Origin of the sequence: Actinoallomurus vinaceus, from assembly GCF_039542055.1 — a bacterium.
GTDB classification, from domain to species: domain Bacteria; phylum Actinomycetota; class Actinomycetes; order Streptosporangiales; family Streptosporangiaceae; genus Actinoallomurus; species Actinoallomurus vinaceus.
Genome location: NZ_BAABHK010000021.1, coordinates 79,924 through 100,713, shown reverse-complemented (window position 1 = coordinate 100,713; position 20,790 = coordinate 79,924). Strand labels below are relative to the sequence as shown.

The window sequence follows — 20,790 nt, the reverse complement described above, 5'->3', positions numbered from 1 at the left end:
TCGGTAGGTGGTCGGTCGACGGTGGGCCGTCAGGAGTCGTCGAAGTCGGTGCTGCGGGAGACGGGCTCCCACTCCCGCAGTTCCGTGCGGATGGCGTCGGCGTGCGCGACGAGGGCGTCGACGGCGTCGTTGCCCAGCGGCAGGCGCAGCGGCGTCTGCTCCGCGTCCAGCGCGGTGAGGATGGCGGCGGCGGCCTTCGCCGGGTCGCCGGGCTGCTGTCCGTGGGCGCCGCCCGCCATCTCCCGGGTGGGGCCGACCGTTTCGGCGTAGGCGTCCATCGGCGCCGACTGGTAGAGCGCGCCGCCGAACAGGCTCGTACGGAAGGCGCCCGGCTCGACGATCAGCACCTTGATCCCGTACGGGGCGACCTCGTCCGCGAGCGCCTCGGACATTCCTTCGAGGGCGCACTTGGTCGCCGAGTAAGCCCCGAACCCGGCGAACGACAACTGCCCGCCCATGCTGCTCATCTGCACGATGGCCCCGGACCGCTGGTCGCGCATGTGCGGCAGCACCGCCCGGGTGAGCGCGGCCGGGCCGAAGAAGTGCACGTCCATCAGGTCGCGGAACTCCCGGTCGGTCGTCTCCTCGACCGCGCCGATCTGGCTGTGGCCGGCGTTGTTGACGAGGACGTCGATCCGGCCGTACCAGAGCATGACCTCGGCGACGACGGCGGCGATGCGGGCGGTGTCGGTGACGTCGAGCTGGACGGCGTTCACACGGTCCGGGTGGGCGGCGACCAGGTCGTCGAGTGACTCTGGCTTGCGCACCGCGGCCACCACGGTGTCACCGGCGGCGAGCGCCGCCTCGGCGATCGACCGGCCGAAGCCGGAGGACGCACCGGTGATCAACCAGACCCGGCCGCTCGCCTCACGCGTGTTCTCAATGCTCATATCGCTGACTCCTGTCGAAGTGCTGATGTCTCCGTTATGTCAGCGGACGGGCGGAGGCGTCCAAGACAGAAGATCGTTTGAGCGATAAAGAGCGTTTATCATCGCAGCGTGGAACTGCGTCAGTTGCGCTACCTGGTCGCGATCGACGACGAGGGGAACGTCGGCCGCGCCGCCGAGCGGCTGTTCGTCAGCCAGCCGGCCCTCTCGTACGCCCTCAAGAACCTCGAGGCGGAGTTCGGCGTACGGCTGTTCGACCGGCACGCCGGCGGCGTGACCGCCACCCCGGCCGGGCGTGACGTGATCACCGAGGCCCGCAGTACGCTCCGGCAGGCCGAACGCGTCGCCGCCGCCGCCGAACGCCACCGCAGGGGCTCGACGGGCGTGCTCCGGGTCGGGTTCGAGGCGAGCGGCGCGGGGGAGCTGACGACGCGCGCCCGCGCGGAGTTCGCCCGCCGCCACCCGGGCGTACGGGTCGAGCCCAAGCGGTTCGATTGGGGCGAGGAGGCGTCGGCGCTGCGGGACGGCCGCGTCGACGTCGCCTTCGTCTGGCTGCCCAACGACCTGACCGGAATGCGCAGCGAGATCGTGCACACCGAAACGAGAGTCGTCGGCCTGCCCGCCGGGCACCCCCTCGCCGGGCGTACGGAGGTGTCGATCCTCGACGTGAAGGACGAGCCCCTCATGTGGACCGAACGCGCGCCGCGTACGTGGGTCGACTGGTGGGCGGTCAACCCGCGACCGGACGGGTCGGCCCCGCGCTGGGGGCCGACCAACGACAACGTCGAGGAGATGCTGGAGCAGGTCGCGGAGGGTGCGGCGATCTGCTTCGCGCCCGTCAGCATGGCCCGCTACTACGCCCGGCCCGACCTCGCCTGGGTTCCGCTCACCGACGTCGAGCCGCTCCGCGTCGCACTCGCCTGGCCCGCCACCACGGACAACCCGCTCGTCCACGGCTTCGCCCGCGTCGTACAGGAACTGGCCGAGCCGACCGCCGGGTGAGGCCCGGCCGCATCAGTACGTGACATCCAGGAGGGACGTGTTGAAGGCGAAGTCGTCCCCGGCCCACCCTGCACCCACCTCGATCCGGCCGTGCGCGCGGAGGGGTACCGTCTTCGTGGAGAGCACCGCTCGGGTGGTGGCCTCTTGGTAGCTCTCGCCGTCCTTCGTATGGTCCGTGGGCTCCGTGGCGTACGCGGCGATCCAGACGTTGGTCCCGTACGCCCGCCTGTCGTGCTTCGCGTCCTTCTCCACCTGTGCCCAGGCGGTTCCGCAGACGGTGGACCGCATGACGATGAGGGTGCCGCCTCGCTTGCCCTTCGCGGCGCCCGTGTCACCGATGACGGGGAACGTCCGTACGATCGTGCCCTGGTACTTGCCGTGCGTGGCGGCGCACATCTGCAGGTCACGACCGGTGTTCGCCGGGGAAGCGGTCGTCACGACGAGGGACACCTTCGGGTCGCCGGACACGGGCCTGGCGGACACGGGCCTGCCGGACGCGCCGGCGGTCACTCGGGCGGCTGCGGCGGCGGTGGCCCTGGGCGTGGACGTGGACGGCGCGACGGCGGTCACCGTGGCTGCGACGCCGCCGACGACGACCGCCGCGATCAGCACGGGCTTGCGCCGCCGGTTCTTGGTGTCCATCGGTATCTCCCCGAGCTCGGATGAGCGCGGAGCGCACTCATGATCACGGATCTCATAAGAGGAGATGTCGTTCCGGCCGCGAAGGTTGCTCGGTACGCCCGGGAATTTCGGTGACCCGCGCGCCCGAGCGATGCTGTCGCAGGTCACACGTGCCGCTGCCATACGAGCTCGTCGGCCGGTGCCCGGGTCAGTCCCATCCGGTCACGGATTGAGCGGTCGGTCCAGTCCCTCGATGTGAGATAGACGGGGACGTGGAATGGGCACGACACGAACTCGCCGCCGGTGCGCCGGCCGACCGTCAGTAGAGGACGGGGACGGCGTTGTAGAAGGCGAAGCCCTTCCCCGTCCACCGGGCTTCGACTTCGAGGCTCCCGTGAGCACTGGCCGGTACCGCCCTCGTCGAGAGGACCTCGCGGGTGGTGGCCTGCCGGTAGTCCTCGCCGAGCTTCGAATGGTCGGTGGCCGCCGTGGCGTACGTGGCGATCCAGACGATGGTCCGGTGCGCCTGCCTGTTGTACGTCCCGTACTTCTTCAGGTCGACCCACGCGGTTCCGCAGACGGTGGACCGCATGACGATGAGGACGCCACCCGGCCTGCCCTTCGCGGCGCTCGCGCCACCGGTGACGGGGAACGTCCGTACGACCGTGCCCTGATACTTGCCGTGCGCGGCGGCACACATCTTCACGTTGCGGCCGGTGTTCGCCGGGGAATCGGCCGTCACGACGAGGGACACCTTCGGGCCACCGGACACGGGCCTGCCGTACCCGCCGGCGGTCACCTTGGCCGCCGCGGCGGCGGTGGCGCTGGACGCGGACGTCGACGGCGCGACGGCGGTCACCGTGGCGACGACGCCTCCTGCGACGACCGCCGCGATCAGCACGGGCTTGCGCCGCCGGTTCTTGGTGTCCATCAGTATCTCCCCGAGCTCGGATGAGCGCGGAGCGCACTCATGATCACGGATCTCATAAGAGGAGATGTCAATCCGGCCACGAAGGTTGCTCGGTACGCCCGAGAAATTCCGGTGGCCCGCGCGCCGGAACGCTGCCCCGCAGGTCACGCGCGTCGCCGCCGCGTCAAGCCGTCGGCCGGTCAGTCCCGCCACAGGACGACGGCCAGCCCCTGTGCGGCGGCGTCGCGATAGAAGGCGAGCAGGGCGGCGAAGTGCGGTTCGAGGTAGCCGCGAGGATGGCCGGGCAGACTCTCGACGCTCCGGCCGATCCGGGTCCTCGCCTCGCCCGGGTCGGCCGGCAGGGCGGCGAGCACGGCCTGCGGCTCCAGCTCCCCCAGGAGAGCGGAGACGTCCGCTACGGCGTACGGCGCGAGCGCGGTGACCGGATGGCCCCAGATGGTGTCCGGCTGGTGGCGGTAGGCGGGGTTGACCTCGCCGTCACCGTCGAGCGAGCGACGCAGTGCCGCGGCGACCCGGGCGTCGACCCCGGCGATCTCGCTGGAGCGCAGGAGGCCCTCCGGCGCCCAGTCGAGGTCGAGGTGGTCGGAGGGTGGGCGCAGGTCGAACGAGCAGAGCAGATCCAGTGTCTCGACCGACGCCCGGCAGGCGTCCAGCTCCGTACCGGAGATCCGGGCGAACTGCTGCGTCACGGCCACGCCCGGCAGTCTTCCGTGAAGCCGCACGAGGCCGCGACCCGGCCACGTGACTCAGCCGCGTCGCTTGCGACCCGGGGACGCGTTCCCGATGTAGAAGGCCATGTCCTCGTAGTCGAACGTGATGCTGAACGGCTTGAAGAACTCGTGGGTGAAGTTCGCGATCAGGTCGAAGCCGAACTGGCCGGACTGGCCAGGGCCGGGGAACCCGGGGAACACCTTCGGGGCCGCGAAGCCCCTGATGTTGTTTCCGACCGCCCGGCCGAGACTGACCCGGTCGGCGGTGACCGGGTAGACCATGGTCTCGCCCGTACCGATCGGATGGTCACGGTCGACGGTGAAGCCGGCCTTCTCGGCGATCTCCACCGACGTGTCGAGGCCGTGCCCGATGCCGCCGGTGTCGAGAGTGACGACCCGCGGTCCGTAGTCGCGAAGGGCGCCGAGCGTGCAGGGGTAATGGTCCCCGGCGAGCCACAGCGGGAGCCTGCTGAACCCGGCGTGCTCGGCCTGTGTCCGGAACCTCTGGCGCTGGACCGCCGTCTTGCGCCGCAGCACCAGGGCCTGGCCGGCGTAATCCATCGTGGCGAGGAAGTGGTACAGGACCGTCGTCCCGATGACACCCGCCGGCTGCGAGCCGTCCGGAAGGGGCGGCCGCCGGCTGTCGATCCACTGCACCGGGAGGTTGCGGACCTCGATGCCGCCGATCCGGAACGAATCCAGAATGCCGAGGTAGATGGTGACCGGCTGGGTGCTGGCGACGCCCGACAGGGTGGCCACCGCGCGCAGCCCCGCCTCTTCTGCCACCTCTTTCGACAGGTCGAGCGTCGCGTAGGTGTCGAGGAAGAACTTCTTGGGCGTCCTGCCGTTCACCGATGCCTCGACGGACGGTATGGGGTCCAGGCCGTAGAAGGGCACGCGCGTGCTCGGCGCGCCATGGATCCGCCACGCCGTCCCGGTGAGCTTGGAGAACAGTGTGGCGAACGCCTTGTCGCGAGGGTTGCCGGTCTCCTGGAGCAGCGGTACGGCGCGACCGTAGCGGCTCTGCCGTACGAACGTCTCCGCGAGCCGCTGCTTGGAAGCGACGTCACCAGGGGCGAGGGCGACCGCGCGGGACAGGTACTTCTCGGCCGCGGCGAACCGGTTGGACAGCAGGGCGATGTATCCACGCTGCGCCACGGCGTGCGCGTTCCGCGGCTCCGTGTGCAGGAGCTGTGCGTAACCGCGATCCGCGGCGTCGAACCGGCCGAGTCTGAAGAGCTGGTCAGGGTCCGTGGCCGACGTCCCGGACGTGAGCGAGGCGGCGGAGCCTCCGCCGCCGGAGGCCATCGGCAGGACGATCCCGGCGGCGCCGACGGCCACGCCGGACCCCAGGAGAAACGTGCGTCGATTCATGGGGCGCGACGCTACGGACCGGCCGGTCACACGAGAGTCACACGGCGGTCACAGCGGCCGAGGTGCCCAGCGCGCCGTCTGGGTCCAGCACGTCTCTTGCCGGTCCACCAGGCCGCCGTCGTGCGTGCTCAACGGCGGCCGGGCGGCTCGGCGGGCGGTCGCCCGTGACGTCGCCGGCTGCCGGCCGCTTATGCCGCCGCCGACCGGACTCTCAGGGCTACGCGGAGCTCACTTCCAGGTCCAGCTCCGCTGGGCCGACGTCGAGGAACCGGCGACGTACACGGCACCTTTCGACGTCGAATGCAGGTATCCCATTCCGCAGACGTCGGTGGCGGCCCCGATGTTCTTGCCGTGTATGGCGTTCATGGACCAGTACAGGCACCCCGGGTTGGCGTTGCACTTGCGGGTCAGTACGTGCAAGGGCTTCCGGTAATCAGAGGCCAGGGCGAAGCTGAGGCAGCGGCCGGTCTTCTGGTTACGGATTGTGTGACCGCCGTGGGACGAGTACGTCAGGCGGGTCCACTTCTGGTAAGGGCTCTTGGTGCAGCGGGCGAGGGAGACCTTGTTGTTTTTCTGGTTGCTGGTCAGGCACGTGTGCGTCGCGTCGTTCTTGTACGACACGTACGACGCCGCCTGCGCCGGCGTACCGCTCACGATCAGCCCGGCCAGGGCGAGCGCCGCGGCTCCAATGATCGTTCGCTTCATTGAGCGTTCCTCTCTCTACGGGGAGTGACGCCCAAATCTCCACTCCAAGATCAACTTGGCAGTGGCCTATTAATGATCATGGAGCGGCGTGGCGGTGAACGGCCGATGGATGGCCGCTCACCGCCACGTGGACGGGTGTCGTACGGCAGGGAGAGGCGCCGGATGCTCGCCCGGCGCGATCGCCGGTCAGGCCCGGTCGCCGGTCAGGCCCGGTCGCCGGTCAGGCCCGGTCGCCGCGGGCCGCGTCGCCGGTGAGGGACAGCACCGCGACCTCGACGCAGTTTCCGCCGTTGTCGGCGCTACGGCTGGCCTTGCGCCAGACCGCTACCTGGACGCAGTCGCCGCCGTTGTCGCCGCTGTGGGTGGACGTGCGCCACTCGGGGGTGTGGGTCAACACCATCGTTGCTTCGCCGTCCTCGTGTGAGATCGATGGAATGATCGATCGACAGGGCGGTGCGTCAGGCGCGGTCGTCGCGGGCCGCGATCGACAGCACCGCGACCTCGACGCAAGCGCCGCCGTTGTCTGTGCTTCGGCTGGCCTTGCGCCAGACTGTGACCTCGACGCAGTTCCCGCCGTGGTCGCCGCTGCGGGTGGATTTGCGCCATTCGGGGGTGGGGGTCAGCTCCATCGTTCTTTCGCCGTCCTCATGATGAGATCGAGGGACTGATCGACTGGCAGCGCCCGCGACCGGATCGACTCGAACCGCTCGATCAGTCTTCTCAGGACGCTTGGCTCGCCCGTCGTGATCCCGCGCGCCGCCGTCTCCTCGAACGCTACCTCTCTCTGATCGTCGAGTGTGGCAAGCGCGAACGATCCGTTGACACCGCCGTGCAATCCGAACGGAAGCACCTGCACGCTTATCCGATCGGAGGCGACCGTGACCAGGTGCTGGAGCTGCTCGCGCATCACCTCCGGGCCGCCGACCTCTCTCCACAGCACGCTCTCATCCAGCACGCAGACGAGGTAGGGCGGCTCAGGCTCGCTCCGCCGCAGAATCTCCTGGCGTTCCATCCGTGCCCGCACCGCCTGGTCATCGCTGCGGAGCAGCGCTCGCGCGTACGCCTCGGTCTGCAGCAGGCCGTAGACCAGGGCCAGCTCGAAGCTGCGCAGCAGGTCGGCGGCGGACTCGTGGATCGGCCAGTCGAACCATGGTGGGTGGACGCTGCGTTTGAGGAGTCCGTCCCAGAGGCGGGGGAGGATGCCGTCGCCGTCGAGGACCTGGTCCATCTTTACGGCGAAGTCGCGGAGCGGCATGTCCTCAGCGCGCTCGACCGAGCCGATGTGCGAGCCGCTGTAGTTGGCCTTCGACCCGGCCTGGTCCTGGGACAGGCGGGCGCGCTCGCGCAGGAAGCGCAGTTCCGCGCCGAAGAGGGCGAGGGGAGAGGACGACGGGTCGAGGGGGTTGGGTCGGCGCGGCATGAGCCATCGTCGGCCAGACCCTGGACGCGGTGAAACCGATTGATCATCGACGCCGTCCAAGGGGCCGTCCGCGATGCCGTGAGGAGAGAGCGATGAGTCGATCCCCCCGGAGAGCACTGCTAGGCATGGTCCGGCTGATGACGGTGCCCGCATTCGCCGCGGCGCTGCTCTGCGGCGGTCCCGCGTCGGCCGCGACGCCGGAACCGTCGGTCAATCCTTCGGAGACGCCGTCCGCCACGGTGAAGATCACCGACGACTCTCACGTGCTGTCCCGGGCCGACCGTGCCTCGCTGCGGGACGCCCCCTCCATCCTCGGCTCGTCAGACCCGAATCCGGACCCGGTCTGGATCTACACCACGACCGACCTGGCGCGGGACAAGGCCGCCTTCGACCAGCGGTACGAGACCATGCGCGGATCGGCGCCGAACAACGTCGTCATCATGGCCGTGAACACCAAGTCCCGGCACATCATCATCACCAGCGGCACCGCTTCGGGGCTGTCGGACTCCATGGCCGACGGGGCACGCGAGGATTTCACCACCAGCTTCCAGACCGAGCCGAACTACGGTAAGGCGCTGAACTCGGCACTGACCTACATCGAGACCGGACTGCACCTGCAGGCCGAGTCATCGCCGCCCGCTTCCGTCAGCGCGGGATCGAGCCATCACGGTGGTTCCGAAGCGCTCCTCGCCGTTGTGCTCCTCATCGGACTCATCATCCTGGCCGCCTTCATCACCAAAGGTGTGGGAGCGCGGAGCTCCAGTGGCGGATCCGGCGGATGGCGGTACCGGAGCTACGAGGACCAGCCTTCGTACGGGGACTCCTCCGCCGCAGTGGGCTTCTTCGACTCTGGATCGTCCAGTGACTTTTCCAGCGGGAGCGGCGATTCCGGTGGGAGCACCTCGGGCGGCGATTCGGGCGGCGGCACCTCGAGCGGCGACTTCTGAACGACCGCCGCCGACGCTCCTGATCGCCGGCCGACGGTGCGTAGCGGTTCACCAAGGGAGATTTGCCACGAGGGTGACTGAATCGTTCCGGCCGTCCCCGCGTGATGAAGGCACCGGCCGGGTCAGGGGGCCGGCGCTGGGGCGTCGAGGCGGTCGAGCACCGTGTTGCGGACCTGCTGGAAGATCACCGAGGTGCGGAAGCCGGCGACCTCCCGGCGCTTGCTGAGCCGGTCGACCAGGACGGCGTGCAGGTGTTCGAGGTCCTGCACCGCGACGTGCAGCAGGAAGTCGTCGTCGCCGGAGATGACGAACACGCTCAGCACCTCGGGGAGCCGGGACGCGAAGTCCTTGAAAGCGTCGATGAACGGTCGGCTGGGCACCCGCAGCTTCACCGAGACGAAGGCCTGCACGCCCCGGTTCAGGGCGGGAAGGCTGACGTCGGCGTGGTAGCCGCGGAGCACCCCGCGGCGGGTGAGCGTGCGCACGCGTTCCAGGCAGGTCGACGGCGCGATGCCGAGCTTGCGGGCCAGCTCGCGGTTGGACTGCCGAGCATCCGTTTGGAGAAGGCGCACGATTTCAACGTCGAGTTCGTCCATGGCCGGATTATCCACCCTGATTCCGGCCGAACGTTCGGTGGAGAGCCGGATCCGGCGATCGTATGGCTACCGTCAAGGCGAATCACCCACCAGCGAGGAGAGCGACGTGACGCCGTCGACGCGAAGCCCGGTGAAGCCGGTCGCCGATGTCCCCGAGCACCGCCTGGGCCTGGCGCAGGGCACCGCGCTGTTCGTCGGGTCCGTCCTGGGACCCGGAGTGCTGGCCCTGCCGCAGCTGGCGGCCGCCGCAGCCGGGCCCGCCTCGATCCTCGCCTGGGCGGCGCTCCTGGCGCTGAGCGCGCCGGTCGCGCTGACCTTCGCGGCGCTGGGGGCGCGGTTCCCCGACGGGGGCGGAGTCGCGTCGTTCACCGCGCGGGCGTTCGGGCCCCGGACAGCGGCGGTCGTCGGATGGTGGTTCTACGGCATCGTTCCGGTGGGGACGCTGGCCGGTGCGCTGATCGGCGGGGACTACGTCGTCGAGGCAGTCGGCCTGGACCGCTCGTGGGCCGTGGTGGTGGCGATCGTCCTGCTGGCGGCCGCCTTCGTCACGAACCACGGCGGCCTGCGCATGTCCGGCCGGGTGCAGCTCGTGCTGGTGTGCGGGCTGGCCGCGCTGCTGGCCACCGCGATCGTCGCGGCGGGACCGCGGTCGTCCTGGGGGAACTTCACGCCGTTCGCGCCGCACGGCGGCCTCGGTGTGGTGCACGCGGCCGGGGTGCTGTTCTTCGCCTTCGCGGGGTGGGAGGCGGCGAGTCACCTGTCGGGGGAGTTCGCGGAGCCGCGGCGCTCGATGCCCCGCGCCACCGCGCTGACCCTCCTCATCGTCGGCGTCCTCTATATGGGCCTGGTCGTCACCGTGATCGGCGTGCTCGGCGGGCGGGCCGCCACCTCACCGGTCCCGCTCGCGCTGCTCCTGCAGGAGGGACTCGGAAGCGGGGCCCGGGTCGCCACCGGAGTCGTGGCCGTGATCCTGAGCTTCATCGCGATCAACACGTACGTCGCCGGCGGTGCCAGGCTCGGGGCCGCGCTGGCCCGCGACGGCGCCCTGCCCGCGCCGCTGGCCCGTGGGTCGGTGGCCGGGCAGGTGCCGCACCGCAGCCTCGGACTGCTGGCGGCTCTGACGGCCCTGGTCACCGCCGTCGCCGTTCCGTACGGGCTCGGCCTGGACACCCTCATGCGGGCCACGGCGGCCTGCCTGGCCGCCGTCACGGTGGTCGGGACGGCCGCCGCCGTCCGGCTCCTCACCGGCCGCGGCCGTACGGTGGCCGCGGCGGCGACCGTCTTCACCGGCCTCGTGCTGCTGTCCTGCACGGTCTACCTCGTCGTGCCCACCGCGCTGGCGGTGGGCGGCGCCCTGGCCGGTCGCAGGCGCGGCCCGTCCGCGGACCCGGCCACGCCGAGGAACGCGTCCGCGGGCGACGTTCCCGGGACCGTTCGGGACGTCCGAAAGACTCGATGAACGCTGCCCCGTGTCAGGGCCGGGTTTCCGGGCCGAACCAGCGGGTGAGGGCCTCGCGGAGGTCGCCCTCGGGGCGAACCTCATCCGGGCGGTCGCCCTCGGGATGTTCGTCGAACGCACCACCGAGGTCCTGCACGCCGCCGGCTTCACCCTCCGCGACGCCTCCCGCGCGGCGGGCTCCTTCACCTGGTTCGTCGTCGGCCGTACCGTCGAGGAGCAGGCGCTTCCGGAGCTCGACGCCGCCGACGCCGAACAGGCGCGGCGGCTCTTCCCGACCGTCGCCCGTGCCATGGCCGAGCGCCAGGCCACGGGCGACACCCAGGAGGAGGCCTTCCGGTTCAGCGTCCAGATCATGATCGCCGGGATGGGTGCCCTCCAGAGACAGGCGGCGGGCCTCGGCCCGGACGGCTGACTCAGCCGACGACACGCGCGCCCAGGCGCGCCGGCGCGTTCTCCTCGACGAAGCGTTCGAGATCGGAGAGCGGCAGGCCCGGCGGCGGTGTCACCACGAGCCGGTCCACGCCGAGCTCGGCGTACGCGCGAACGGTCTCCCGGTCGAGGCGGCGCGCGGGGGTGATCGACACGTGGAGCCGCCGGCCGGTCTCCTGTTCCGCCGCCCGCAGGGAATCGAGCTGAGCGGCGGTGGCGCGCAGGCCCAGCATCCAGCCGTACCAGCCGTCGGCGACGCGGACCGCGCGCCGGTGCGCCGCCGCGCTGTTCCCGCCCACGACCACCGGCACCGGGCGCTGCAGCGGGCGAGGATGCGCGTCGACCTTCGCGAAGTCGACGAACCGCCCGTGGAAGGCCGGTTCCGGGGACTCCCACAGGGCTCGCATCGCCGCGAGGTACTCCTCCGCGCGCTGTCCGCGTCCGTCCGGCGGCACGCCCAGGGCGCGCAGCTCCGGTTCGAGGTAGCCGATCCCCAACCCGAAGATCAGCCGCCCGTCGCTGAGCACGTCCACACTCGCGAGCTGCTTGGCCAGGACCAGCGGATCGCGCTGGGGGAGGATGACCACCCCGGTGGCCAGCCGGATGCGGGTCGTGTGCGCCGCCGCGAAGGCGAGCGCGACGAGCGGATCGAGCAGGGGAGCGTCCGGATCGAGCGGTGACGACTCGGTCCGCGGAGACGGAAGCACCACATGGTCGGCGGCCCAGAGCGAGTCATAGCCGAGGCGCTCCGCGAGGGCGGCGACGCGCGCGGCGCCGTCCCGGCCCGCGGCGGCGTACCCGTTCGGGGCGTGCAGCCCGATCGTCGGATCCATGGCGACCCACGGTAGGACCGGAGTGCGACGGACGACCAGCGACGATCTCGCATGCCCGCCATCCCCCCGGCGCATGGGCGCCGCCTCCGGGCGGATCAGCGAGGCCCGAGACGCCCGGGATCAGCGACGTCCGAGGTGTCCCGGAGAAGACCGACGGCCCTGCCGGGAAACCCGGCAGGGCCGTCGACGTATGTGTACCGATGTGTGGGTCGCCTCTCGGCGAAAGGCACAACGCGGCTCCAGCCGAACGGTAGTCCGCGAAGGCAAAAGGTGAGGCCCGGGGACACCAGGCACATCGGCCACGTGGGATGTAACGGGGCAAGCAGCACCATTGTTCCCCGGACGCCCACATTTCTCCGCGAAGACCCCGAACGTCGTGCGCCTGGTCCTGCCCGCGAGGCCCTGGACGGGCATCCGCACCGCGGCGACCGCCAGTCCGCCCCGCAGGGCTCATCCGGCGGCCCCGGGGCCGCTCACTCCCGGAGAGTGTTGGCGTCGTCGCCGGAGACCGCGAGCATGCCGTCGATCTCCGCCAATGTCGTGGCCAGTTCATCGATCGCCCCGGTGCCCTGCACCGACAGCCAGACCGAGACCATTCGGGGATCGTGCTCCTCGCCGCGTTGCTCGATCGACAGCTCGCTGACCGTGAAACCCAGGGTCGTGCAGCGGGCCAGGGCCTCCCGTAGCGTGCCGCGTCCGCCGACGTAGGCGAGCCGCAGCCGGGAGGGCGCGTACTTCGACCGGGGCAGCCGCGCGGCCAGCGGCGTCAGGCCGAATATCACCAGGAAGTGCCCGGCGGTCACCAGCACCGCGAGCAGCCAGAGACCGGCGCCCGCCGCCATGCCCACGGCGCTGGTCAGCCACACGATGGCCGCGGTGGTCAGCCCGCGCACCACGTCGCGGCGGACGAAGATCAGCCCGCCGCCGATGAACCCGATGCCGGAGACGATCTGGGCGGCGACCCGGGACGGATCCAGCTCGACGTGCGTGCCCAGGACATCGGTGAACCCGTACTTCGACACCAGCATGATCAAAGCCGAGGCGAATCCGACGAGCGTGTGCGTGCGCAGACCGGCGCTCTTCTGCCGGATCTCGCGCTCGAGCCCGATCGCGGCCGACAGCACGAGGGCCAGCAGGAGCTCGCCGACCTGCACCCATCCCTGCCCGGTCGGCTGGCCGAAGTACCCCGGCGTCATCGTCTCAGGTTAATCCGGCCTCCTCAGACCGGTGGTTCGCCGCCCTTGAGGCAGGTCACCTCATCGGCTGCGGTTGCTGGGCCGCCGGGGCGATCACGGCAGTGCACTCCGGGCAGCGTCGCGCCGCCAGGGGGATCTTCATCGTGCACTCGGGGCAGTCGCGCTCGGTCTCCGCCTGCTTCCGGTCGAACAGGCGCAGCAAGCGTGTGACCGGCAGCACGATGACGAAGTAGATGACCGCTGCGGAGATCACGAACGACAGTGCCTGAGTGAGGAAGGCGCCGTACCTGAACTTGGCATTGCCGACGTCGAGCACGAGGCCGTCGAAGTTGGGCGACCCGCCTACGACGGCCAGTAGCGGGTTGATGAAGGAGTCGACGAACTGTTTGACGAGGTTGCTGAACTGGGTTCCGATGACCACCGCCACGGCGAGGTCGACGAGGTTGCCGCGCAGAATGAATTTACGAAAGCCGCTCATCATGGCGCGCACGTTACCGATTCTTGGCGATCCCGCCGAATGTGATCGCTCCAACGCGGAACGTACCGCCCGTGCCCGTCCCGTACGGACCTGGGCGGACGGGCCCGTACGGGTCAGCGGTCGGCGGCGACGGCCTGCGAAGCCGTCAGGTCTCGGGCTGTTCCGTCAGCGGCAGCAGCACCTGGAAGCGGGTGTCGCCCGGCGCCGACGTGACCCGCAGGTCGCCGTGGTGGCGGTTCACCACGATCCGCCAGGAGATGTCCAGCCCCAGCCCGGTGCCCTCACCGACCGGCTTCGTCGTGAAGAACGGCTCGAAGATCCGCTCCCGCATGTCCTCCGGAACGCCCGGGCCGGTGTCGCAGATCTCGACGAGCACCTGGTCGTTCTTCCGGCTCGTGCGGATCGTGAGCGTCCCCTCGCCCTTCATCGCGCCGAGCGCGTTGTCCACGAGGTTGGTCCAGACCTGGTTGAGCTCGCCGGCGTACGCCGGGATCTGCGGCAGCGACCGGTCGAACTCCTTGACGACCCGGACGTTCTTCCCGATCTTCCCCGACATCATGATCAGGGTGGATACCAGGCCGTCGTGCACGTCCACCCACTGGAACGGGGCCCGGTCCATCTGGGAGTACTGCTTGGCCGCGCCGACGAGGGTGGAGATCCGGGTGGTGGCGTCCTCGATCTCGCCCATCAGCGTCTCGGTCTCCACCGCGTAGCCGAGCCAGCGCAGGGCCGTACTCAGGTGCTCGGTGCCGACCGCCGTGTGCACCTCGTCCAGGCGGTCCACCGTGATGCCGGCCGGCGCGAAGACCGCCGCGAGGTCCCAGCCGTCGGTGACGCCGTGCTCGTCGAACCAGTCGGTGAGCTCGTCCTCCCGGTCGGCGGTCTGCATCGCGGTCAGCTCGGGCGCGTCGGCGATCTGCTTGACCATGATCTCCTGCACGTCGATGAGGCGTTCGAGCAGGTCGGGGTCGATGTCGTTGCGGGCGAGCAGCGCCAGTTTGTGCCGCATCCCCGCCACGCGCTCCCGCAGCGCGGAGGTCGCCCGGACGGCCGCGGCGGCCGGGTTGTTCAGCTCATGGGTCAGCCCGGCCGACAGCGCGCCCAGCGCGAGCAGCCGCTCCCGCCGGCCGACGGTCGCGTCGATGTTGCGCCGCCCGAGGAACATCCCCTCCAGCAGGTGGGCCGCCATCGGGAACCACTTGACGAAGCGTTCGCCGAACTCCGCGGTCGGCAGCGTGAGGGCCGTCATCTCGGTGACGGCGTACACCGAGGCCCCATAGCCCTGCTCGGGCCGATCGCTCATGTAGAACTGGGTCGCGCCGAAGTACGATCCCCGCTGCTCGCTCCGGACGACCTCCACCTCGTCGCCGTGGACCATCCGGCACATGCGCAGGGTGCCGGACAACAGCACGTAGAAGCAGGTCGCGGGGTCGCCCTCGGCGATGACCTGGGCCCCTGCGGGGTAGTGCTCGATGGACGCGTGCTCGGCGATCCAGGCCACCTGCTCATCGGTGAGCGCCTCGAACAGGAAGAGGGTCCGCAGCTCGGCCGGGGAGAGAGATGTAGTGGTCAACGTTCCTCCAGGTACCGATGCACGAGCGCGACCGCCATCGCGCCCTCGCCGACAGCCGAGGCGACACGCTTCACCGATTGCGAGCGTACGTCACCGGCGACGAAGACCCCCGGTACGGACGACTCCAGGTAGAGCGGATCGCGGTCGAGGGTCCAGCCCTGCGGGCGGTGCCCCTCGCGCAGCAGGTCCGGCCCGGTGCACACGAAGCCGTGGGAGTCCCGGAGGATCGCGTCGCCCAGCCATTCCGTACGGGGCGCCGCGCCGATGAACACGAACAGGTGGTTGGTCGGCAGGGTCTCGGTGGTGTTGGTGCTCGCGTCGCGCAGCGTCACCCGCTCCAGGTGCTCCTCGCCCTCCACCGCCTCGACCGTCGTGCACACCCGGACCCGGACGTTGTCGATGGCCCGCAGCTGCTCGATCAGGTAGTACGACATCGAGCGCTCCAGGGCCGGGCCCCGTACGAGGAGGGTGACCGTCCGGGCGTAGCGGGAGAAGAACACCGCGGCCTGACCGGCGGAGTTCGCCCCGCCGACGATGTAGACGTCCTCCCCGCTGCAGGACTGGGCCTCGGTCGACGCGGAGCCGTAGTACACGCCCTGGCCGGTGAGGCGCTCGATGCCCTCGGCCTGCAGGGACCGGTAGGACACGCCCGTCGCCAGCACCACCGCGTGCGTGGCGATCTCCGAGCCGTCGCCGAACGTGATCACCCGGGCCGAGCCGCGGACCGTCAGCCCGACGACGTCGCGGGCGGTGAGCACCTCGGCGCCGAACTTCAGCGCCTGCCGCCGCGCGCGGCCGGTGAGCTGAGCACCGGAGACACCGTCGGGGAACCCGAGGTAGTTCTCGATCCGGGAGCTCTGCCCGGCCTGGCCGCCGGTGGCCTTCTTCTCCACCAGGACGGTCCGCAGGCCCTCCGACGCGCCGTACAGGGCGGCCCCCAGCCCGGCGGGGCCGCCGCCGATCACGACCAGGTCGTAGAACTCCGCGGCCGGTTCGGTCGACAGCCCGACGGCGGCGGCGATCTCCGGGCCGGTCGGGGCGCGCAGCGCCTTGCCGTCCGGCGTGATGACCACCGGGATCTCTTCCCGCGTGGCGCCGGCCGCCTCCAGCAGCCGGACGGCCTCGGGCTCGTCGACGGAGTACCACCGGTAGGGGACCGAGTTGCGGGCCAGGAACTGGCGCACCTCGTACGACGGACGCGACCAGCGGTGCCCGATGAGCTTGGTCTCCTCGACCGGGCGGTCCCCGACGGCGTGCCAGGTCTCCACCAGCGCGTCCACCACCGGGTACAGCTTCTCCTCCGGAGGGTCCCAGGGCTTGAGCAGGTAGTGGTCGACGTCCACGACGTTGATCGCCTGGATCGCGGCGTCGGTGTCGGCGTAGGCGGTGAGCAGGGCGCGCCGGGCGTGCGGGAACAGGTCCATCGCCTGCTCCAGGAAGGCGATGCCGTTCATGTTCGGCATCCGGTAGTCGGCGAGGATCGCGGCGACCGCGTCACCACGCAGCTTGATCTCGCGCAGTGCGTCCAGGGCGTCGGCACCCGAGTCGGCGCGGACGACGCGGTAGTCGCTTCCGTAACGTCGCCGCAGGTCACGGGCGACGGCGCGGGACACCGAAGGATCGTCGTCGACCGTCATCAGGATCGGCATGCTCATAGCCCGAATCATTCCAGTTCATCGCTTTCCGGACGAGGCTTCCACGGGGCGGGCCCACTGCCCCTTCCTTGATTCCTCGGCCTGACATGCGTTATGTGACGGGCTCGGCGCGCTGGGCGAAGGATTCCGGACACACGCCCGCCGGGTGAGGTCTTTATCACCTTACGGTGACGGTGACGATATCCAGCGTGATCTCCCCATGTCGGGCCATGTAGGAATCTGTTGCCAACTGATTATCCAGAGTCACTGACAGACCCATCGTTACCTGTGGTAGTTATGTGGCTTCCCTCCGAGATAACGGTCTCGCGAGATCCCCCGCTCGCCTCCCCCCTGAATCACGATCTCCTGGAGTATTCGTGACCGATCGTTCCAACCGTGCCCGTCGCGGCCGTACCGCGGTGCCGTACGCGGCGATGGGCGCGCGCAGTCTGACGACGGCCACCGCGGTCATCGCGGCCGTCGCGATGACGGCGGCGGGCTGTGGCAAGAGCCACTCGTCGCCGCAGGCCGGCGACAAGGCGGCGCCGTCCACCGGGAAGCTGCCGCAGACGACGACCTACACGACCGTGAAAGGCCTCGGCCTGGACACCGCCGCCACCGCGACCGACGGCACGGTGGTGCACCCGAAGGCGGCGGTGCCCGTCTCGGCCACGGCCGGGGGGTCGCCGGTCGCCGTGCTGCCCGCCACCCAACTCGACGGCCCCACCTGGGTCCCGGTCGTCGAGACGAAGCCGGGCTGGGACCGCGTCCTGCTCCCCAGCCGTCCCAACCGCTCCACCGGCTGGATCCCCACCGGCAAGGTCGGCATGGACACCGCCCGCAGCCCGTACCAGATCAAGGTCGACACCTCGGCGCGCACGCTCACCCTCACCAGGTCCGGCCACAAGCTCGGCACCTGGACCGTCGCGGTGGGCGCCGCCAAGACGCCGACCCCCGTCGGGCGCACGTTCCTGCTGGCCTCTCTCGCGCCGGCCCAGAAGACCTTCAGCCCGCTGATCCTGCCGGTCGGGGCGCACTCCGAGACGCTCGACACCTTCGGCGGCGGCCCCGGCACGGTGGCCTTCCACGGCTGGCCGAGCGCGTCGGTGTTCGGCAAGGCGGTCACGCACGGCTGCGTCCGCGTACCCGCGGACGCCCTGAAGAAGCTGTCCGAGGTACCCCTCGGCACGCCGGTCGTCGTCACGGCCTGATCTCCCCGGCCGGAGCCGATCGGTCTCTCCGGCCGGAGCGGTCGGCGGCGGCCCGATATCCGGCCCGCCGGCCCTTCTCACCCCCTCTGCCGGGTCTCGCACCCGGTCCTCGCCACGGCCCGTCCGGGCACTGTGGCATGCCCTTTTCCGCATTCTTAGAAGGAGAGTCCCACCCGTGCGTTCGACACGTCTGGCCGCCACCGCGGCGGTCATCACCGGTGCGCTGGCCGCACCTCTGGCCCTCACCGGCATCGCCTCGGCGACCACCGGGACCGGCTCGGCCTACGGCCTGGCCGCCACCGGCCTGGTCGCCATCCCGCAGACCCCCGCCGTCACCGCCACCGACGACAAGAGCCTGGTGAGCCTGCCGGCCAACCCCCTCATCGACGTCAAGGTCCTCCACGTCACCGCCAAGCCCGCCTTCGCCCGCGCCAGCGTCGTCGACCTGCGCGTCGCCAAGGCCGCCCTGACCGCAAGCCTCGTCACCGCCACCTGCAAGGGCGGCCGCGGCGCCTCCCACCTGGCCGAGGCCCGTCTGGCCGGGCACCGGCTCGCCGCCGACGCCGCTCCCAACAGCGCCCTGACCGTCCAGGTCCCCGCCCTCGGCACCGCCGCCGTCGTGCTCAACAAGCAGACCCGCAACCCGGACGGCAGCCTCACCGTCACCGCCATCGAGGTCACCCTGCCGCTGCCCCCCGGCCAGACCCAGACGATCAGCATCTCGTCGGCCACCTGCGCGCGTACCGGCAGCGGCACGCCCACCACCCCGCCCGGAGGCCCGACGGAGCCCCCGGCCCCCACCCCGACCGCCCCCGGCACGCCCACCACCCCGCCCGGCCAGGCGCCCAAGCCCACCCCCGTTCCCAGCAACCTTCCCGTCACCGGCTGACGCCGGCCTGACCGTCTCACGGTCTCCGCGGGGGCTCGGGGTCCCCGCGGAGACCGTTGCGCTACCGGAGCCGCTCAGCGGCGAGCCGGCGAGCGCGGCGGCCGGTGCGGACCCTTCCTCCGGCGTGAGACGAGCAGATGGGAGGGAAACGCCGCCGCCTCTCGGCGAGATAGGGGGTAAGGCGCTATTTTTGCCGACCATTGGGCAGTCTGCGGCCTTTCGAGTTCAACGCCTGTTCTTCGCGCTACGGAGGCGCTGTGACGAACCCCCATGCCCCCGCGTCGACGTCATCGCCGGAGGGACCGGACGGCGCGACGGGCTTCGCGCTGTACGGGCCGCGGTTCCAGCGGGAGCCGGCCGAGCTGTACCGGCGGATCCGGCAGGAGCACGGGCCGGTCGCCCCCGTCGTCCTCGAAGGGGACGCGCCGGCGTGGCTGGTGCTGGGCTATCGCGAGGTCTGGCACGTCACGGGCAATCCCCAGATCTTCGGCCGCGACTCCCGCCGCTGGCACAGCTGGCATCGCGTCCCGCCCGACTGGTCCCTCCGCCCGTACGCCGAGCATCAGCCCTGTTCCTTCCACGTCGAGGGCGAGGAGCACCGGCGGCGGGCCGGCGCCACCGGCGACGCCCTCTCCGCCGTCGACCAGTTCCAGCTGCGGGCCGACGTCGAGCGGATCGCCGACGGGCTGATCGACGCGTTCGTCGCCCGCGGCGAGGCCGACCTGATCGCCGAGTACGCGCTGCGGCTTCCCGTTCTCGCCATCGCCCGGCTGCTCGGCCTGCCCGACTCGGACGCGCCCGCCCTGGCCCGCGACATCGCCGCCTCCGCCGACGAGGGGGAGGAGGCCGTCCGCGCCCACCAGCGCGTGGTCGCGCGGATGCAGCACCTGGTGACCGAGAAACACGAGCTGCCGGGCGACGACATCCCCTCACGGCTGCTGGCGCATCCGGCGGGGCTTCCCCAGGGCGAGATCCCGACGGACCTGTTCTTCATCCTGGGGGCCGGCCAGCTGACCACCGCGGACTGGCTGGGCAACACGCTGCGGCTCATGCTCACCGACGACCGGTTCGCGCTGAGCCTCACCGGGGGACGCCGCAGCATCGGCCAGGCGCTCAACGAGGTGCTGTGGGAGGACACCCCCACGCAGAACTTCGTCGGCCGCTGGGCCACGCGCGACACCGAGCTCGGCGGGCGCCGCATCCGGGAGGGCGACATGGTCGTCCTCGGCCTGGCGGCGGCCAACACCGACCCGGACGTGCGCCCGCACACCGACGCCGAGGCGCTCGGCAACCAGGCGTTCATGTCGTTCAGCCACGGCGAGCACGGCTGCCCGCAGGCGGCCCGAGAGGTCGCCGAGGTCATCGCCGAGACCGGCGTCGAGGTGCTCCTCGACCGGCTCCCGGACGTGGCGCTGGCGGTCGACGCCGACGAGTTGGTGTGGCGGCCGTCGGTGTGGATGCGCGGGCTCATCGCGTTGCCGGTGCGATTCACCCCCGCGCCCGTCCGGGGCGGCATCGGCTGAGACGGGAAGTCGTCGTGTGCGTCGTGCGGATGAGAAGTCGAAGCGCGTCCGTTCGCGTCTCCGGCCGAGACGTGACGCCGCAAAGCGCGGTTATCCCTGCGAATAGTGACAAACCGTCCCGCAAGAACTACAGAACCAGTACTATTTGCCTCCCATGCGCGACCTGGCTCCTGTGCGGGCCAGGACGGACATCGCGGCTGAGGCGAGGGATCGAGATAGAGACGTACGAATACGCGAGCCGGCAAAAGCGAATCCATTTCACTTCTTGCCGCTCTCGTCGCCTCTTCGTACGCGGCTCGGCCGAGGACGTCGCCGCCTCCCGCGCCGAACGGCGCGCTCACGCCGATTTACCGACTATTTGGTGAGTGTGGT

Annotated in this window: 22 protein-coding genes; 7 read left to right on the top strand and 15 right to left on the bottom strand. The window is 70.8% G+C overall.

The features are described from left to right. Window positions 1–29 precede the first annotated feature (29 nt). A complete protein-coding gene (locus ABEA24_RS46485) occupies window positions 30–890 on the bottom strand; it encodes an oxidoreductase (RefSeq protein ID WP_345441315.1) in 861 nt (286 codons plus the stop codon). Between the two features lie 108 nt (window positions 891–998). Here ABEA24_RS46485 and ABEA24_RS46480 point away from each other — a divergent pair, with 108 nt between their 5' ends. Next, the gene (locus tag ABEA24_RS46480) at window positions 999–1,889 is read left to right on the top strand and encodes a LysR family transcriptional regulator (protein WP_345441312.1); all 891 of its coding nucleotides are present in this window, start codon (window positions 999–1,001) and stop codon (window positions 1,887–1,889) included. A 12-nt stretch (window positions 1,890–1,901) separates the two neighbouring features. Here the strand turns inward: ABEA24_RS46480 and ABEA24_RS46475 are convergent, their stop codons facing one another. The 8 genes from ABEA24_RS46475 to ABEA24_RS46440 all read right to left on the bottom strand — a co-directional run bounded on the left by ABEA24_RS46475 (window position 1,902) and on the right by ABEA24_RS46440 (window position 7,650). Then, window positions 1,902–2,531 (bottom strand): hypothetical protein, encoded by a 630-nt coding sequence (locus ABEA24_RS46475; RefSeq protein ID WP_345441309.1) that lies wholly within the window; start codon window positions 2,529–2,531, stop codon window positions 1,902–1,904. A 298-nt stretch (window positions 2,532–2,829) separates the two neighbouring features. Then, window positions 2,830–3,441 carry a hypothetical protein gene (locus ABEA24_RS46470; RefSeq protein ID WP_345441306.1) on the bottom strand — a complete coding sequence of 204 codons (612 nt, stop codon included), beginning with the start codon at window positions 3,439–3,441 and terminating at the stop codon, window positions 2,830–2,832. A gap of 179 nt (window positions 3,442–3,620) precedes the next feature. Then, window positions 3,621–4,136, bottom strand: a complete 516-nt coding sequence (locus ABEA24_RS46465) for a hypothetical protein (RefSeq protein WP_345441303.1) — start codon at window positions 4,134–4,136, stop codon at window positions 3,621–3,623. Between the two features lie 51 nt (window positions 4,137–4,187). Then, on the bottom strand, window positions 4,188–5,525 hold the full coding sequence (locus ABEA24_RS46460) for an aspartyl protease family protein (protein ID WP_345441300.1): 1,338 nt from the start codon (window positions 5,523–5,525) through the stop codon (window positions 4,188–4,190). 228 nt (window positions 5,526–5,753) lie between these two features. Continuing rightward, entirely contained in the window at window positions 5,754–6,230 is a 477-nt protein-coding gene (locus ABEA24_RS46455; protein WP_345441297.1) for a ricin-type beta-trefoil lectin domain protein, read from the bottom strand. 220 nt (window positions 6,231–6,450) lie between these two features. After that, window positions 6,451–6,630, bottom strand: coding sequence for a DUF397 domain-containing protein (locus tag ABEA24_RS46450; protein WP_345441293.1), 180 nt, complete (start codon window positions 6,628–6,630; stop codon window positions 6,451–6,453). Window positions 6,631–6,688: 58 nt separating this feature from the next. Continuing rightward, complete coding sequence (locus ABEA24_RS46445; RefSeq protein WP_345441291.1) at window positions 6,689–6,859, bottom strand: DUF397 domain-containing protein; 171 nt, start codon at window positions 6,857–6,859, stop codon at window positions 6,689–6,691. Then, window positions 6,850–7,650, bottom strand: coding sequence for a helix-turn-helix domain-containing protein (locus ABEA24_RS46440; RefSeq protein ID WP_345441288.1), 801 nt, complete (start codon window positions 7,648–7,650; stop codon window positions 6,850–6,852). The genes ABEA24_RS46445 and ABEA24_RS46440 overlap by 10 nt, the downstream gene beginning before the upstream one ends. Before the next feature lie 92 nt (window positions 7,651–7,742). Here ABEA24_RS46440 and ABEA24_RS46435 point away from each other — a divergent pair, with 92 nt between their 5' ends. After that, a complete protein-coding gene (locus ABEA24_RS46435) occupies window positions 7,743–8,597 on the top strand; it encodes a TPM domain-containing protein (protein ID WP_345441286.1) in 855 nt (284 codons plus the stop codon). 122 nt (window positions 8,598–8,719) lie between these two features. Here ABEA24_RS46435 and ABEA24_RS46430 read toward each other — a convergent pair whose 3' ends face one another. Then, a complete protein-coding gene (locus ABEA24_RS46430; protein WP_345441284.1) occupies window positions 8,720–9,193 on the bottom strand; it encodes an Lrp/AsnC family transcriptional regulator in 474 nt (157 codons plus the stop codon). Window positions 9,194–9,299: 106 nt separating this feature from the next. Between ABEA24_RS46430 and ABEA24_RS46425 the strand changes: the two genes are divergently transcribed. Both ABEA24_RS46425 and ABEA24_RS46420 read left to right on the top strand, forming a co-directional pair. Next, window positions 9,300–10,652, top strand: a complete 1,353-nt coding sequence (locus ABEA24_RS46425) for an APC family permease (RefSeq protein WP_345441281.1) — start codon at window positions 9,300–9,302, stop codon at window positions 10,650–10,652. 10 nt (window positions 10,653–10,662) lie between these two features. Beyond that, window positions 10,663–11,064 carry a TetR/AcrR family transcriptional regulator C-terminal domain-containing protein gene (locus ABEA24_RS46420; protein WP_345441278.1) on the top strand — a complete coding sequence of 134 codons (402 nt, stop codon included), beginning with the start codon at window positions 10,663–10,665 and terminating at the stop codon, window positions 11,062–11,064. 1 nt (window position 11,065) lies between these two features. On the opposite strand, the gene ABEA24_RS46415 is transcribed toward ABEA24_RS46420, so the two are convergent. The 5 genes from ABEA24_RS46415 to ABEA24_RS46395 form a co-directional block, all read right to left on the bottom strand. Further along, complete coding sequence (locus ABEA24_RS46415; protein WP_345441275.1) at window positions 11,066–11,914, bottom strand: LLM class F420-dependent oxidoreductase; 849 nt, start codon at window positions 11,912–11,914, stop codon at window positions 11,066–11,068. 473 nt (window positions 11,915–12,387) lie between these two features. Continuing rightward, window positions 12,388–13,110: an MgtC/SapB family protein gene (locus ABEA24_RS46410; protein WP_345441272.1), complete on the bottom strand. Its 723-nt coding sequence runs from the start codon at window positions 13,108–13,110 to the stop codon at window positions 12,388–12,390. A 55-nt stretch (window positions 13,111–13,165) separates the two neighbouring features. Beyond that, complete coding sequence (gene mscL, locus ABEA24_RS46405) at window positions 13,166–13,591, bottom strand: large conductance mechanosensitive channel protein MscL (protein WP_345441551.1); 426 nt, start codon at window positions 13,589–13,591, stop codon at window positions 13,166–13,168. 142 nt (window positions 13,592–13,733) lie between these two features. Continuing rightward, the gene (locus ABEA24_RS46400) at window positions 13,734–15,161 is read right to left on the bottom strand and encodes an ATP-binding protein (RefSeq protein ID WP_345441269.1); all 1,428 of its coding nucleotides are present in this window, start codon (window positions 15,159–15,161) and stop codon (window positions 13,734–13,736) included. Next, window positions 15,158–16,816, bottom strand: a complete 1,659-nt coding sequence (locus ABEA24_RS46395) for an FAD-dependent oxidoreductase (protein WP_345441266.1) — start codon at window positions 16,814–16,816, stop codon at window positions 15,158–15,160. Before ABEA24_RS46395 ends, ABEA24_RS46400 begins: the two co-directional genes overlap by 4 nt. A 356-nt stretch (window positions 16,817–17,172) precedes the next feature. Here ABEA24_RS46395 and ABEA24_RS46390 point away from each other — a divergent pair, with 356 nt between their 5' ends. The 3 genes from ABEA24_RS46390 to ABEA24_RS46380 all read left to right on the top strand — a co-directional run bounded on the left by ABEA24_RS46390 (window position 17,173) and on the right by ABEA24_RS46380 (window position 20,418). Beyond that, the gene (locus tag ABEA24_RS46390; RefSeq protein ID WP_345441263.1) at window positions 17,173–18,006 is read left to right on the top strand and encodes a L,D-transpeptidase; all 834 of its coding nucleotides are present in this window, start codon (window positions 17,173–17,175) and stop codon (window positions 18,004–18,006) included. A 175-nt stretch (window positions 18,007–18,181) separates the two neighbouring features. Beyond that, entirely contained in the window at window positions 18,182–18,895 is a 714-nt protein-coding gene (locus tag ABEA24_RS46385; protein WP_345441260.1) for a choice-of-anchor P family protein, read from the top strand. A 257-nt stretch (window positions 18,896–19,152) separates the two neighbouring features. Next, window positions 19,153–20,418, top strand: coding sequence for a cytochrome P450 (locus ABEA24_RS46380; protein ID WP_345441258.1), 1,266 nt, complete (start codon window positions 19,153–19,155; stop codon window positions 20,416–20,418). Window positions 20,419–20,790: the final 372 nt, after the last annotated feature.